Source organism: Sphingomonas sp., from assembly GCF_004799495.1.
In the GTDB taxonomy this organism is placed as follows: Bacteria; Pseudomonadota; Alphaproteobacteria; order Sphingomonadales; family Sphingomonadaceae; genus Sphingomonas.
Window position 1 is genome coordinate 43,688 of sequence record NZ_SSMY01000008.1, and the last position, 13,207, is coordinate 56,894.

14 protein-coding genes are annotated in these 13,207 nt (G+C 69.1%); 11 read left to right on the forward strand and 3 right to left on the reverse strand.

Translation table 11 applies throughout. From position 1 onward, the window contains the following. Positions 1–14: 14 nt before the first annotated feature. The 3 genes from E7773_RS08050 to E7773_RS08060 form a co-directional block, all read right to left on the reverse strand. Complete coding sequence (locus tag E7773_RS08050; protein WP_293990088.1) at positions 15–1,694, reverse strand: serine/threonine-protein kinase; 1,680 nt, start codon at positions 1,692–1,694, stop codon at positions 15–17. 65 nt (positions 1,695–1,759) lie between these two features. Next, the gene (locus E7773_RS08055) at positions 1,760–2,497 is read right to left on the reverse strand and encodes a LysM domain-containing protein (protein WP_293990089.1); all 738 of its coding nucleotides are present in this window, start codon (positions 2,495–2,497) and stop codon (positions 1,760–1,762) included. Then, on the reverse strand, positions 2,494–4,002 hold the full coding sequence (locus tag E7773_RS08060) for an EAL domain-containing protein (RefSeq protein ID WP_293990090.1): 1,509 nt from the start codon (positions 4,000–4,002) through the stop codon (positions 2,494–2,496). The genes E7773_RS08055 and E7773_RS08060 overlap by 4 nt, the downstream gene beginning before the upstream one ends. A 194-nt stretch (positions 4,003–4,196) precedes the next feature. Here E7773_RS08060 and E7773_RS08065 point away from each other — a divergent pair, with 194 nt between their 5' ends. The 11 genes from E7773_RS08065 (at position 4,197) to E7773_RS08115 (ending at position 13,198) form a co-directional block, all read left to right on the forward strand. Further along, positions 4,197–5,351 carry an acyl-CoA dehydrogenase family protein gene (locus E7773_RS08065; protein ID WP_293990091.1) on the forward strand — a complete coding sequence of 385 codons (1,155 nt, stop codon included), beginning with the start codon at positions 4,197–4,199 and terminating at the stop codon, positions 5,349–5,351. Then, the gene (locus E7773_RS08070; RefSeq protein ID WP_293990092.1) at positions 5,351–6,469 is read left to right on the forward strand and encodes a CaiB/BaiF CoA-transferase family protein; all 1,119 of its coding nucleotides are present in this window, start codon (positions 5,351–5,353) and stop codon (positions 6,467–6,469) included. Before E7773_RS08065 ends, E7773_RS08070 begins: the two co-directional genes overlap by 1 nt. A gap of 86 nt (positions 6,470–6,555) precedes the next feature. After that, positions 6,556–7,620 (forward strand): 50S ribosomal protein L11 methyltransferase, encoded by a 1,065-nt coding sequence (locus E7773_RS08075; protein ID WP_293990093.1) that lies wholly within the window; start codon positions 6,556–6,558, stop codon positions 7,618–7,620. Then, positions 7,613–8,479, forward strand: coding sequence for a hypothetical protein (locus E7773_RS08080; RefSeq protein ID WP_293990094.1), 867 nt, complete (start codon positions 7,613–7,615; stop codon positions 8,477–8,479). Before E7773_RS08075 ends, E7773_RS08080 begins: the two co-directional genes overlap by 8 nt. Positions 8,480–8,542: 63 nt before the next feature. Continuing rightward, a complete protein-coding gene (locus E7773_RS08085; RefSeq protein ID WP_293990095.1) occupies positions 8,543–9,190 on the forward strand; it encodes a 2OG-Fe(II) oxygenase in 648 nt (215 codons plus the stop codon). After that, complete coding sequence (locus tag E7773_RS08090) at positions 9,187–10,386, forward strand: putative 2OG-Fe(II) oxygenase (protein ID WP_293990096.1); 1,200 nt, start codon at positions 9,187–9,189, stop codon at positions 10,384–10,386. The genes E7773_RS08085 and E7773_RS08090 overlap by 4 nt, the downstream gene beginning before the upstream one ends. Before the next feature lies 1 nt (position 10,387). After that, a complete protein-coding gene (locus tag E7773_RS08095; RefSeq protein WP_293990097.1) occupies positions 10,388–10,780 on the forward strand; it encodes a DCC1-like thiol-disulfide oxidoreductase family protein in 393 nt (130 codons plus the stop codon). Next, positions 10,777–11,268 carry a hypothetical protein gene (locus tag E7773_RS08100; protein ID WP_293990098.1) on the forward strand — a complete coding sequence of 164 codons (492 nt, stop codon included), beginning with the start codon at positions 10,777–10,779 and terminating at the stop codon, positions 11,266–11,268. The genes E7773_RS08095 and E7773_RS08100 overlap by 4 nt, the downstream gene beginning before the upstream one ends. Continuing rightward, the gene (locus tag E7773_RS08105) at positions 11,265–12,086 is read left to right on the forward strand and encodes a hypothetical protein (RefSeq protein WP_293990099.1); all 822 of its coding nucleotides are present in this window, start codon (positions 11,265–11,267) and stop codon (positions 12,084–12,086) included. The genes E7773_RS08100 and E7773_RS08105 overlap by 4 nt, the downstream gene beginning before the upstream one ends. Continuing rightward, entirely contained in the window at positions 12,073–12,912 is an 840-nt protein-coding gene (locus E7773_RS08110) for a hypothetical protein (RefSeq protein ID WP_293990100.1), read from the forward strand. The genes E7773_RS08105 and E7773_RS08110 overlap by 14 nt, the downstream gene beginning before the upstream one ends. A 10-nt stretch (positions 12,913–12,922) precedes the next feature. Continuing rightward, on the forward strand, positions 12,923–13,198 hold the full coding sequence (locus E7773_RS08115; RefSeq protein ID WP_293990101.1) for a PqqD family protein: 276 nt from the start codon (positions 12,923–12,925) through the stop codon (positions 13,196–13,198). Positions 13,199–13,207: the final 9 nt, after the last annotated feature.

Below are 13,207 nucleotides of genomic sequence, written 5' to 3' on the forward strand. Positions count from 1 at the left end.
CATGGGCGTGTCGCTCAGGCGGCCAGCCGCGACGGCGCGACGCGCGTCGCGAGCACCGCCGCTTCGCCGTGCGCCGAAGCCGTGGCGTCGAGCTGCGGCTCGACTGCGGCGGCGGCGCGGTTGAACGCGTCGAACGCCGCGCCGAACTCGTCGCGGCGGTGATGCGAAATGCGCAGGGCGAACCCGCTGTCTCCGGCTTCATCGAGCGCGCGGCGAAGGCGGCCCAACGGCCGTGCGACCATCGCGCCGCTGAGATAGCCGATCAGCAACACGACGAGCATCACCACCGCCGACAGGATCAGCAGCGAGGTCCGCGCGCTGTCGAGCGCGGCGTCGAGCGCGGTGCGCTTCACGACCAGGTCGACGCGGCCGAAATCGGCGCCCGCGTAACGGATCGGTTGGAGGAAGCGGAGCCCGGCACCGCGGCCGCGATCGGCGGCAGACGCGACCTGTGTTCCGTCGATCGCCTCGATCAGCGGATCCCCGGTCGGCTGCGCATAGCGTTTACCGACCAGGCTGGGGTCGCCGGCGGCGCGGACGATCCCGGTCGTGTCAACGACCACCAGATCGCGGATCGCCGGGTCCTTGCTGGCGGAAACCGCGAACGCCTGAAGCGCCGACCAGTCTTGTTGCGCGGCGGGCAGACCGGCATTTTCGGCGGCGAGCACCGCCGCGTTGTTGGTGACGAACGCCGCAGTCGACTTGCCCGACACGATCGCCATATGTTCGAGCGTCTGGCGCTCGCGGCCCAGCGTCGTCGTGACGCACGCGAACAGCGCGGCGGCGGTGACCGCGGCCAGCGCCAGCGGCAGCTTGAGCCGCAGCGGCAGCCCGCGCCGGCCGACCGGCTTTTCGCCTTGCGCCGCGATTTCGCGCGACAGAGCGGCGGCAAGCGCATCGCCGTCGGCGAAGCGCTGCTCGGGTTTCTTGGCGAGCAATTTGTCGATGATAAAGCGCAGCCCCGGGGGGCAATCGCCGGCACTGCGATCGATCGGCTCGACCTTTTCCTGCGCGATCTGGATCGCGAGCGTCGCGAGCGCGGTGCCGGGAAAGGCGACCTTGCCGGTGATCATCTCGTACAGCACGACGCCGAGCGAGAAGAGGTCGGAGCGCTGGTCGACCGGTAGCCCAAGCGCCTGTTCCGGGCTCATGTAGCGCGGCGTGCCTATCAGCTGGCCGACCTGCGTCTTGGCGAACTGACGGTCGGCGGCCGCCTGGTCCATCTCGCCGATCCGCGCCACGCCGAAATCGAGCAATTTGGCGGTCTTGCCGTCGGCCGACAGCAGGATGTTCGACGGCTTGATATCGCGGTGCACGATGCCGCAGCGATGCGCATAGGCGAGCGCACTCGCGAGTTGCTGCCCGATCGCGAGCACCCGCTCGTACGGCATGCGGCCTTGATTCTGCAGCGCGATGTCGAGCGGCTGGCCGCCGATCAATTCCATCGCGATATAGGCTGTGCCGTCGGTCTCCCCCACGTCGTAGATCGTGGCGATATTGGCGTGGCTGAGCGCGCCCGCCGCGCGTGCTTCACGCAGGAAGCGCGCACCGAGTTCGGGGTCGCGCGCGAAATCGGGCTTCAATACCTTGATCGCGACGGTGCGACCGATATCGGGATCGAGCGCGCGATAGACGTCAGCCATCGCGCCTTCGCCCAGGCGGTCGTCGATCCGGTAGCGGCCCAGCATGGTCATCGCGCGTATCCCGTGATTCGCTTGGCCGTTGGAGATAAATTCAAAGCTTTAAGCATTTGCTGCCGTCATTTTCGCGCGCGCACGGTGGCGGCGATGCGCTCGGCGCGCGCGAGGTCGCGCGCGATCATCGCATTGCCGGGGTCGAGCTGCGACGCACGGCGCAGCAGCCCGACCGCGCGGTCGACATTGCCCTGGTTGAGCGCGGCGAGGCCGGCGGTGCGCAACTGGCGCGCGGCGGCGGGGTTGCCGGCAGGCGCCGCCGGCGCGGCGGGCTTGGGCGCCACCGCTTTGGGCTTGGTCACGGGTTTTGCCGGCGCAGGCTCGGGGCGTCGCACGGGCTCGACGCGGACGGGCTCGGGCGGGCGCGGCGGCTCGCCCGGAATGCGCAATACCTGGCTCGGCGCGAGCGTCACCGGCGCCTTCAGCCCGTTATAGCGCAGCAGCTGATACGCCTTCAGCCGGTTGCCGAGGAACCGCTGCGCGAGGCTCGCCACCGTATCGCCCGGCGCGACCACGTACGGGTAGCTTTGCGGGCCGAGCAATTGCTTGGGATCGCGATCGATCGACTCGGTCAGCATCAGCGCGGCCGCGTTCATCGGGTCGCGCTTCAGGATCGCCTTGAGCTTCTTGCGCGCCGCGGCGTCCTTGCCCGCCATCAGCAGGTCGAACGCGGCATCGGTTTCGCTCGCCGCTGTCGCGACGGGCGGCGCGGGGGCATTCTTGATCCGCGCCGGGCCGGCCGAACAGGCGCCGAGCGCGAGCGCGGTCACGCCGATCCCAACCCATTTCATCCGCATGCTCATGCCTTCAACCTCTCTTCGATTTGCGCCGGTGTGACGCCGAGCCGCAGCAATTCGGTCAACCGCGCGGTGTCGCGGACGAAAGCGGCGAACGCCTTCCCGCTCATTGGCCGCGCGAAATAATATCCCTGGAAATGCTGGCAGCCGTGGCGCCGCAGCCATTCATATTCCTGCCGCCGCTCGACCCCTTCGGCGAGCACGCGGATACCGAGTCCCCGGCCGAGCGCGACAATCGACTGGCAGATCGCCTGGCTGTCGGTGCGGGCATCGACGTCGGTGACGAATTCGCGGTCGATCTTGATCTTGTCGAACGCCAGCGCGCGGAGCGAACTGAACCCCGAATAACCCGTGCCGAAATCGTCGACCGCGAGCTTCACGCCCATCGCGCGCAAATCCTGGAAGATGCGGCGGCAATGGTCGGCATCGCTCGTCGCGACGCTTTCGGTCAGTTCGATCTCGAGCGCGCTGGGGCCGAGCTCATGGCGTTGCAGCGTGCGCTGAACCAGGATCGGCAGATCGTCGCGTTCGAGCTGCAGCCCCGACACGTTGACCGCGACGCGCAATTCGGAAAGCCCCTGCCCAGCCCAGCCCTGCGCCTCGCGCACCGCGGCGTTGAGCGCCCACATCCCGATCTCGCTCGCCATCCCCATCGCTTCGACGATCGGGATGAAGCGCGTCGGCGGGATCGTGCCACGCTCGGCATGGTCCCAGCGGATCAGTGCCTCGGCGCCGCTCACGCGACCTTGCCCGGCATCGATCAGCGGCTGGAAATCGAGCCGCAATTCGCGCCGCGACATCGCCTGCCGCAAATCCTGTTCGAGCGCGTAACGGTCGCGCGCCAGATCGGCGTAATCCGTCACCGGCTGCTCGCTGACCGCGACCGCGCCGCTGGACAAGGTGAACGAGGCGAGCAGCCGGGCGAGGAACGCGTTCGCGGCAATCCCCTCACTCTGGTCGAAGCGCGCCAGGCGAATCTTGAGTTGTGGAATGATTTCGGTTCCGTCGACGTCGATCTTCTCGCCCAGCGCATAGGCGATCGCGTCGAGCTGGCTACGCACCGCCGTCTCGTCGGCATCGTTGCCGAACCACAGTCCGACGTGCCCGCGATCGACTTGCGCGACGACCCGGTCGGGCGGCAGCATCGCGCGCAGCCGCGCGGTCGATGCGGCCAGCACGCGTTCGCCGAGCGCAGGGTCGAACGCGGTCAGCCGGTCGAAATCGGCAAACGCGATCGCGCCGAGTATGCCGCCGCCGTCGGCGTTCATCTGCGCGAGCAACGCCTCGCGCATCGGCAAGCCGCTGACCGGGTGCTCGGCGGCAAGACGATGATTGACCGCCGCCAGTTGTTGCTCGATCCGCTCGCCGGAACCTTGCGATGGCGCGATACCGTCGGGCTCTCGCCGATGATGCCAGAGCAGTACGACAACCGTCGCCGCGAAGATCAAGCCAGCGACGAGGTTGAGCGCGACGGCAACCGCCACCGCGGCGGCGACGCCGGCGTACGGCATCACTCCGCGAATCGGCATCCCCCCCGTCAAGTTCATCACGCGGCCCACAATCCCGCTGCTACCGTCAAAAGGATACGACGGCGTTAAAGCAAACTTGATGCAAATCAGCCGGTTAGGATGGCGAGACCCAACGAGGGCCGCAGGCGATGGACGCGCGGCACACGACCCAATATGCCGCTTGCCGAGGGGACCGGATGACCGCCGAACCGAGCTTTGCCGACATCCGGGACGCCGTCCGGCGGCTGTGCGCTGATTTTCCCGGCGCATACTGGCAGGCGAAAGACCGTGACCGCGCCTATCCGCACGAGTTCGTCGACGCGCTGACGCGCGCGGGTTTCCTGTCGGTGCTGATCCCCGAGGACTTCGGCGGATCGGGACTCGGGCTGGCAGCGGCGAGCGCGATCCTCGAGGAAATCCACCGCTCGGGCGGCAACGGCGGCGCGTGCCACGCACAGATGTACGTCATGGGCATCTTGCTCAAGCACGGCTCCGACGCGCAGAAGCACCGATATCTGCCTCGGATCGCCTCGGGCGAGCTGCGGCTCCAGGCCTTCGCGGTGACCGAGCCGGCGAGCGGCACCGACACGACGCGAATCGCCACGACCGCACGGCGCGACGGCGACCACTACGTCGTCAGCGGGCAGAAAATCTGGATCAGCCGCGCCGAGCATAGCGACCTGATGGTGCTGCTCGTCCGCACAAGCCCTCGCGACGACGCCCGGCCCGGCGACGGGGTGAGCGTGCTGCTGGTCGATCTGCGCGACGCGGTCGGCAAGGGCCTGACGATCCGCCCGGTCCGCACGATGATCAACCACGCGACCACCGCATTGTTCTTCGACGAGCTTCGCGTGCCCGCCGCAAACCTGATCGGCGAGGAAGGCCGGGGTTTCCGTTACATCCTCGACGGGATGAACGCCGAGCGCATCCTGATCGCATCCGAATGCATCGGCGACGGGCGCTTCTTCGTCGATCGCGCCAGTGCCTATGCCAGCGAGCGCAGCGTGTTCGGACGCGCGATCGGCGCGAACCAGGGCGTCCAGTTCCCGATCGCTCGCGCGCACGTCCAGCTTTCCGCCGCGGCGCTGATGGTCGATCACGCGGCGGCGCTGTTCGACGCGGGCGAGCCGTGCGGCACCGAAGCCAACATGGCCAAGCTGCTCGCGTCCGAAGCGAGCTGGTACGCCGCCGACATGTGCGTCCAGACGCACGGCGGGTTCGGGTTCGCCGAGGAATATGACGTGGAGCGCAAGTTCCGCGAAACGCGCCTGTACCAGATCGCGCCGATCAGCACGAATCTGATCCTCAGCCATGTCGCGACGCACGCGCTGAACCTGCCCAAGTCGTTCTGATGGGCGCGCTCGATGGCCTGCTGGTGGTCAGCCTCGAACAGGCGGTCGCCGCGCCGCTGTGCACGTTGCGCCTTGCCGAGGCCGGCGCGCGCGTCATCAAGATCGAGCGCGCCGAGGGCGATTTCGCGCGCGGCTACGATCGCGTCGTGCACGGCGAGAGCGCCTATTTCGTGTGGCTCAACCGCGGCAAGCAGAGCCTGGTGCTCGACATCAAGCAGGCCGATGACGCCGCGTTACTCGCCCGGATCGTTGGACGCGCCGACGTGTTCGTCCAGAACCTCGCGCCGGGCGCCGCGGCGCGCGCCGGGTTCGGCTCGGCCGAGCTGCGCGCGCGGCACCCGCGGCTGATCACCGCCGATATCTCGGGCTATGGCGAAGACGGCCCGGCCGCCGCGAGGAAGGCGTACGATCTGCTCGTCCAGTGCGAGACCGGGCTCGCCGCGATCACCGGCGGGCCGGACGAGGCGGGCCGCGTCGGCGTGTCCGTCGCCGATATCGCGTGCGGGATGAACGCGCACGCCGCGATCCTCGAGGCACTGATCGCGCGCGGGCGGGCGGGCAAGGGCAGCGGCATCGCGGTGTCGCTGTTCGATTCGATCGCCGAATGGATGACCGTCCCGCTGCTCCACCACGATTATGGCGGTCGGGCGCCGCCCCGCGCCGGGCTGCACCATGCGACGATCGCGCCCTATGGAGTCTATGCCTGCGGCGACGGGCGGCAGGTGGTATTGTCGGTGCAGAACGAGCGCGAGTGGCGCGCGTTTTGCGCGGACGTGCTGGTGCGGCCCGATCTCGCCGCGGACGCGCGCTTCGCCGACAACAGCGCGCGATGCACCAACCGGACGGCGCTCGATACCGAAATCGCCGCAGCATTCGGCGCGCTCGACACCACCGGCGCGATTGCGCGGTTGACCATCGCGGGCATCGCCTTCGCGCCACTCAACGAGGTCGCTGACCTGTCACGGCACGCGCACCTGCGCCGCGTCGAGGCGGATACCGCCAGCGGCCCGGTCGCGTTGCCCGCTTCGCCGGTCCGTTGGGAGGATGCGGTACGGCCCATCGGCGCGGTGTCGGGGATCGGCGAGCACAACGACGTGATCCGCCGCGAATTCGACTGACCGGCATCGGCGCCCGTCGGGGCTGGCGGCGGTTCGTTTGATCTGACAAACGCATCTCCATCGAACCTAGGACGACCGCTGCTGCCGTGACCGACATCTTGGCCAAATATCCGGAATTTCGCGGCAAGCCGCGCGAGATGGCGATGCTGTGCGCGGTGCTGCGCGACCGCGGGCTTCATGCCGATGCGCTGGCGATCGGCGAAGCGGCGATCGCGGCCGCACCTGCCGACCTCGCGCTGCGGACCAAGGTGCGCGCTGCCTTGTCGGGACGCGTCGCCGGGTTCCACGGACCGATGATGCTCGATCGCGCGCGCAACGCGGCCTATGCCCGCGCGATCGAAGCGGCGGTGCGGCCCGGCATGCTGGTGCTGGAGATCGGCGCGGGGTCGGGACTGCTCGCGCTGATCGCGGCGCGCGCCGGCGCCGAGGTCGTTACCTGCGAGCAGAACCCGCTGATCGCGGCAGCGGCGCAGGCGATCGTCGAGCGCAACGGGATGACCGGTCGCGTCTCGATCGTCGCCAAACGTTCCGACCGGATGACGATCCCCGGCGACTTGCCGCGACCCGCCGACTTGGTCATGCACGAGATTTTCGGCAGCCAATTGTTCGATGAAGGCGTGACCGGCGCGCTCGCCGATGCGCGGGCACGGCTGCTCAAGCCGGATGCACCCTCGCTGCCGCGCGGCGCCGCCGTGCGGTGCGCACTGGCGGCGAACATGGCGCCCGACGCGGCGGACACGCTGGCCGACGTCCACGGGTTCGACCTGTCCCCGTTCGAGCTGCTGGTGCGCCCGGCGCGCAGCATCTGGGCGAACGTGCGGCGCGGGCTCGAACGGCGCTCCGCACCCGAAGCGGGGCTGGGCATGGACTATGATTCGCCCGCACCTTTTGGCGCCGCATCGGAAACGATCACGCTGATATCGAACGGCGGCCGGATCGACGGGATCGTGCAGTGGATCGAGATTCGCTTTGCCGACGGCGCAACGCTCGAGAACGACCCCTTCGCCGACGGCCCCGATTCGTCGTGGGCGGCGTCCTACCAGGCATTTCCCGAACCGATCGACACGCAGGCAGGCGACCGGATCGCGGTGACGCTGCGCCATCGCGATTTGATCCTGACGCTGGACGCGGCCCGGGCCGCCGATGCCTGACACCGCCTTCGTGACTCAGGCGTTCGGGCTGCGCTGGCGGTCCGACTGGCCGAACCCCTGGTTCGCCGACGCGCCCGACGACGGGCGCGCGATCGATGTCGAGATCTGGCGCCGCGCAGCGCTCGAGCCGCGTCCCGGGGGGCGCCGCATCAACCAGGGCGAGCTGTTCGCCGACGGCACGCGCTTCCGATTGGATGGCGCGGTGATCGACATGTACGACGGACGGCGGATCGAGTGGTTCGCGGATCGCCACGACGAAGTGCCGCTGGCGGTGTGCGGCACCGTGGCGGCGCATGTGCTGGCGTGGCGCGGGCTGGTGCCGCTGCACGGGTCGGCGGTGGCGTTCGATGGGCGGGCAATCCTGGTCGCGGGCGAATCGGGCGCGGGCAAGTCGACCCTGGCGCAAGCGCTGGTCGAGTGCGGGGGGCACCTGGTGTCGGACGACCTCTCGGTCCTGTTGCCCTGCAAGACCGGGGGCGAACCGCTGCTGATTCCCGGCCGCCCCGCGATCCGGCTGGTCGAGCGGATCGGCGACGACAAGGAAAAGCCGAAGCGGCTGGCGTTGCCGTCGCGCGTCGACGCCGACCGGCCCGTGCCGCTCGCGATGCTGGTGTTGCTACGCGACGAATCGATCGGGACGAACGCTTCCGCACGCACCGCGGCGCTGTCCGCGCAGATCTTCCGGCCCAAGTGGATGCGCTTCCTGCCGCACTGGAGGCTGCGCACCGAAACAATGTTCCAGGCCGCGCAGCGCATCCATTTCGCGACGATGCCACCCGCATCATCGGCTCGCGATGTCGCGCCGGCGGCTCGCGCCGCGGAAGCCGTGGCACTGTTGCGGCGCCACCTCGGCGGATGATCGGTCTTTCCACCTTCCAACGCGCGCCGTAAGCCAAGCCGAGCAGCTAAGCGGGATCGACGATTGCGCCCTTTCACGGAAAATTCGGAACAGCCTTTCGCGATCGGCGCCGCGCGGACCGACTTGCTCGCCGAACCGGCGCCATGGGCGGCGCGCTTCGCGGAGCAGCGCGCGATCGTGTGCCGCGACATCTTCGAGCCGGCGCTGCTCGCGAAGTTGCTCGCCGCGGCGGGTACGACCGGGTTTCGCGACGATCACGTCGCCGGGCTCGGCACGCGCGCGGTCGAGGAACCGCAACGCGTCGGCGGGACGATCAACGTTCTGCTCCAGCGCCCGAACCTGTTCCGCTGGCTCGAAGCGGTCACCGGCCGCACGGGTCTAGCGGGGGCTGAAGGGCGGCTGGTGCAAACCCGCGCCGGCGGCGGCGACGCGCTCGACTGGCACAACGACCTGCAACAGGCACGCCGCGCCCTCGGCATCACGATCGGCTTCACCGATGCGCCCTTTGACGGCGGGCTGTTCGAGCTGCGCCGGGTGGACGACCCCGCGACCGCGCGTTGTTTCGACCACGCGCGCGCGGGCAGCGCGTTGATCTTCGACCTGGGCAGCGACATCGAGCATCGCGTCCATCCGCTGTCATCGGGTGGCCCGCGCCGCGTGTTCACCGGCTGGTTCATGCGCGAAGCCGCCTTGTCGGCGGCGATCGCATGAGCGCGGTGACGACGATCCGCGCCGAGGCGCCGCGCGCGATGAACGCCGCGCAGGAATGCGCGGTGCTGCGCGCGGCGGTGCGCGGGGGCGCCGCGGCGCCAGCCATCCGGGAGCGACTGGGGGTGCTGCTCAACCAGCTCGATGCCTTCGCGGAAACGGTCGAACTGCTCGGCGCGGCCGACGCGCTCGGCTATCACGAGCAGCTGCTGCTCGCGGCCGCGTATTTCGCGCGGAATGCGGAAGGCGACACCGACCGCGCGCTTGCCGCAACCAGCGCCGCAGTATCGCTGGCGAGCAACGCCCACGAGCGGGCGGCCGCGTTAGCGGACCGGGCACGGGCGCTGTTCCGGTTGGGCCGGACCGAGGAGGCGCGCGCGGCGTTGCATGACGCGCTGCGCGAAGACCCCGGCAATCACGAAGCGTGCAAGCGGCTCACCGTCGATCTGTTGCTGCACGGCGAGGCGGCGGCGGCGCTGGCAGTGACCGACGGCCTTGCGGCACAGCAGGTCGGCCATGCCCGCCTGTTCGAGGCGCAGGCGACGGCGCTGGCGCTGATGGGTGAGCATGACGCCGCGCGCGAAACGCTGCGGCTCGACGACTTCCTGTACCAGGACGTGATCGCCGCGCCCGATGGCTGGGACAGCCTGGCCGCGTTCAATGACGCGCTCGCCGACGAACTGCTCGCGCATCCCGCGATCCGCTACGAGCGCCACGGCACCGCGTCGGTCGAAAGCTGGCGGATCGATACGCTCGCCGCCGGCGACGGGCCGCTGGCGCGCGTGCTGATCGAGCAAATCACCGCCGTGGCGCAGCGTCATGCCGATGCACTGGCAGGAACCACCCATCCATGGATCGCGGCAGCCCCGCATCAGTCAATGCTCAAAAGCTGGTGCGTGATCACCGAAGGATCGGGCTACGAGCGTTGGCACATGCACCCGTTCGGCTGGATGAGCGGCGTTTATTATGTCGACGTGCCCGCCGCGGTGAGCGAAGGCGCCGACAGCGACGGATGCCTGATGCTCGGCCTGTCCGACCGTATCCTGAGCGCGGAAGATGCGGCGGCGGTAGGCCATCACATGGTCCGGCCGCGACCCGGCCTGCTCGCGCTGTTCCCGTCGCACGCTTACCACCGCACCTTCCCGCACCGCGCGGCGGGCAAGCGGATCTGCGTCGCGTTCGACATCGGGCCGGCCTGACATGCGCGTCGACCAGCCGATGATCGTGTACGACAGGAAATGCATGCTCTGCTCGACCAGCATGGCGTTCGTCATCCGCCACGACCGGCAGCGCCTCTTTCGCCTCGTCCCCGCACAAAGCGAACTCGGTCGCGCGGCATACCGCGACCACGGGCTCGACCCCGATGCGCTGGCGACGATGATCGTGATCGACGGCGGGCGTGCGCGCACCGAATCCGATGCGGCGCTGCATATACTGGCAAGCCTGGGTTGGCCATGGCGTGCCGTCGCGGTGGCGCGGATCGTGCCATGCCCCGTGCGCAACGCCGTGTACCGCTGGGTCGCGCGCAATCGCTACCGCTGGTTCGGCACGCGGCATGCCTGCGCCCTGCCGGGCGCGGACGAGGCGCAGTGACCGGTCTGCTCGTCCATCCCGCAGTGCTCGCCGCACTTGCATATCTCGCGGTGACCTTGCTGTTCCAGTTCCGCCCGTTCACCACGCGCGCGCAGGGACTCGACTTGCTCGGTATCGTGCCGCGCTGGAAATTCTTCATTCCGCAGACCGGCCGGTTCGAGGTCGCCATCGAGCTCCGCTGCGGCAGCCACGAGGGCGACCTTGGCGCGTGGACGCCCGTGCGGATATACCCGCCGCGCCACGCGCTGACGTGGCTGTGGTTTCCCGAACAGCACCGCGCGGCGATGCTGTGGCTGTCGGCGCATCGGGTCGCGGTACGTGCCTCGCGCGGCAATCACGCGGGCGCGCCGGAGACGCTCGCCTATCAGACGCTCGTCCGGCACCTGCAGCTGACCGAGCCAGCGCGGAGCAGCGGCTTGTTCCAGTTCGCGCTGGTTCATCAAGACGATGGCGTCGCGGTGTTCACCTCACGATTGCACGGCAAATGATCGCGCAATTGCTCGCCGACACCGCAGCCGCACTGCCCGCAATGCGCGTGTTGATCGCGGTGTGGATGCTGCTTGCCGTCGCGCAATGGCTGGTCAACGCGGGGCTGTTCGCATCCGACGGATTGATGCCCTGGTCGGCGCTGGCGGCGCAACGCGGACGGCCGCGTCTGGCACGGTTCCGGCGCTTCATGTCGGTCGGGCTGTTGCGCACGATCCTGACCGCACAATTGCTCGCCGCGATCGCGTTGGTGGGGATCGGGACGCCCGGCGTGGCGATCGTGTGCCTGACCGTGCTGATCGCCAGCCATGCGGGGCTGATCGTCCTGAGCGGCGAGTTCTGGGCCGACGGTTCGGCCAAGATGGGCATGATCGCGATGACGGGTGCCCTGATGATGACGATCGGCGTGCGCGCGCAGGACCCCGGGATCGTCCTGGCCGGGGTGATCGTCGCGGGCGGGCAATTGACGCTGAGCTATGCCGTGGCGGGCTTTTCCAAGCTGGCGATCGGCACATGGCGCAACGGCGGCGAATTGCAGCGCGCGATGGCGGCCGAGGCGTGGGGGCTTCCGTTCGCGGCGCAACTGACTCGACACCGCGCGATCGCGCTCACCGCCAGTTGGGGGGTGATGCTGCTCGAGGCAGCGTTCCCGCTCGCGGTACTGGCGCCGATGCCGTGGCTCGTCGCGGCGCTCGCGCTGATGCTGACGTTCCATTTTGCGACCGCGGTTTTCATGGGCCTGAACCTGTTCCCCTGGGCGTTCGCCGCAACCTATCCCGCGGTGCTCGTGCTGGGCCGGGTGGTGCATGCCGCGCTTTGACGGGCACCGACTGGCGGGGTTCGATCTGTCGATCGAGAGCGACCGCGACGTGCCCGGCGCGCTACCCGATCGACGGGAAGGCGCCCCTGATCTGCGCATCGTCACGCTACCGGCGCGCGCGCTGAGCGAGACCGCGCCGGTCTATCGCTGGGCGTCCGATACGCTGACATTCTCGGCGCCGGGGGTCGCGCGCTACGCCTGCCGCCGCGACTCGATCGAGATCGCTGCCGAGCCGGGCGCCGACGCCGAGATGGTCACGGCCTTGCTGATCGCGACCGCCCTGCCGGCTGTGTGCTGGCTGCGCGGCGGCGCGATGCTGCACGCGGCAGGCGTCGTCGCGCCGTCGAGCGGCCGAGCGTTGGCCATTGCCGGGCCGTCCGGGGTCGGGAAGTCGACGCTCACCGCGCAGCTTCTGCGCGACGGCGGTCTGCTGCTGGCGGACGATTCGATCTGTTTGCGGATCGATGACGATCGTGCCGAAGGCACCGGCCTGCCGGGCGGCTATCATGTCGCCGACGATGCGCGCAGCTTTTGCCCGATTCCCGTCGCGCAGTCACTCCGCGCCGCGACGATCGGCGCAGTGCTCGTGCTGGCCAGGACGGACGGCGCGCCCGCGCTGACTCGGCTGGACACCGTCGCCGCGCTCGAAAAGCTGTTGGCGAATCAGCACCGTCCGGCGGTGCCTGCGGTGCTCGGGCGCCACGCCGACATGCTCGCGACAATGGCCTTTATCGCGAGGCATTGCGCGGTATACGAATGGCATCGGCCCTCCGCTGCTTTGGGCATGGCAGAACGCGAAATGCTCGCGCGCGAGGGACTATGGTGAAGGGGCAGGAATGAGCGATACGGTGTGGGTGCGTAGCGACGATTGGGTCGGGACCGAGGTCGACGGCAGCTATGTCATGGTCAATGTCGAGACCGGCAAATATATCTCGCTCAACGAAACCGCGGCCGCGATCTGGCAAGCGCTCGATACCCCTCAGACCGACGGCCGGATCGGCGCGTATCTAAGCGAGCGATTCGAAATTTCGCCGCAGGATTGCGCCACGGCGGTCAGCGACACGCTGGCTACGATGCGCGACATGTCGCTGGTGTCGGCCGAGGCGGCGTAGGGCAAAAGG

Bases quoted from the DNA above. Each gene is read 5' to 3' on its own strand.
- E7773_RS08110 (WP_293990100.1), top strand. From the start codon at position 12,073: ATGCCGCGCTTTGACGGGCACCGACTGGCGGGGTTCGATCTGTCGATC.
- E7773_RS08115 (WP_293990101.1), top strand. From the start codon at position 12,923: ATGAGCGATACGGTGTGGGTGCGTAGCGACGATTGGGTCGGGACCGAG.
- E7773_RS08060 (WP_293990090.1), bottom strand. From the start codon at position 4,002: ATGCCGTACGCCGGCGTCGCCGCCGCGGTGGCGGTTGCCGTCGCGCTC.
- E7773_RS08080 (WP_293990094.1), top strand. From the start codon at position 7,613: ATGCCTGACACCGCCTTCGTGACTCAGGCGTTCGGGCTGCGCTGGCGG.
- E7773_RS08095 (WP_293990097.1), top strand. From the start codon at position 10,388: ATGCGCGTCGACCAGCCGATGATCGTGTACGACAGGAAATGCATGCTC.
- E7773_RS08070 (WP_293990092.1), top strand. From the start codon at position 5,351: ATGGGCGCGCTCGATGGCCTGCTGGTGGTCAGCCTCGAACAGGCGGTC.
- E7773_RS08050 (WP_293990088.1), bottom strand. From the start codon at position 1,694: ATGACCATGCTGGGCCGCTACCGGATCGACGACCGCCTGGGCGAAGGC.
- E7773_RS08055 (WP_293990089.1), bottom strand. From the start codon at position 2,497: ATGAGCATGCGGATGAAATGGGTTGGGATCGGCGTGACCGCGCTCGCG.
- E7773_RS08065 (WP_293990091.1), top strand. From the start codon at position 4,197: ATGACCGCCGAACCGAGCTTTGCCGACATCCGGGACGCCGTCCGGCGG.
- E7773_RS08105 (WP_293990099.1), top strand. From the start codon at position 11,265: ATGATCGCGCAATTGCTCGCCGACACCGCAGCCGCACTGCCCGCAATG.
- E7773_RS08090 (WP_293990096.1), top strand. From the start codon at position 9,187: ATGAGCGCGGTGACGACGATCCGCGCCGAGGCGCCGCGCGCGATGAAC.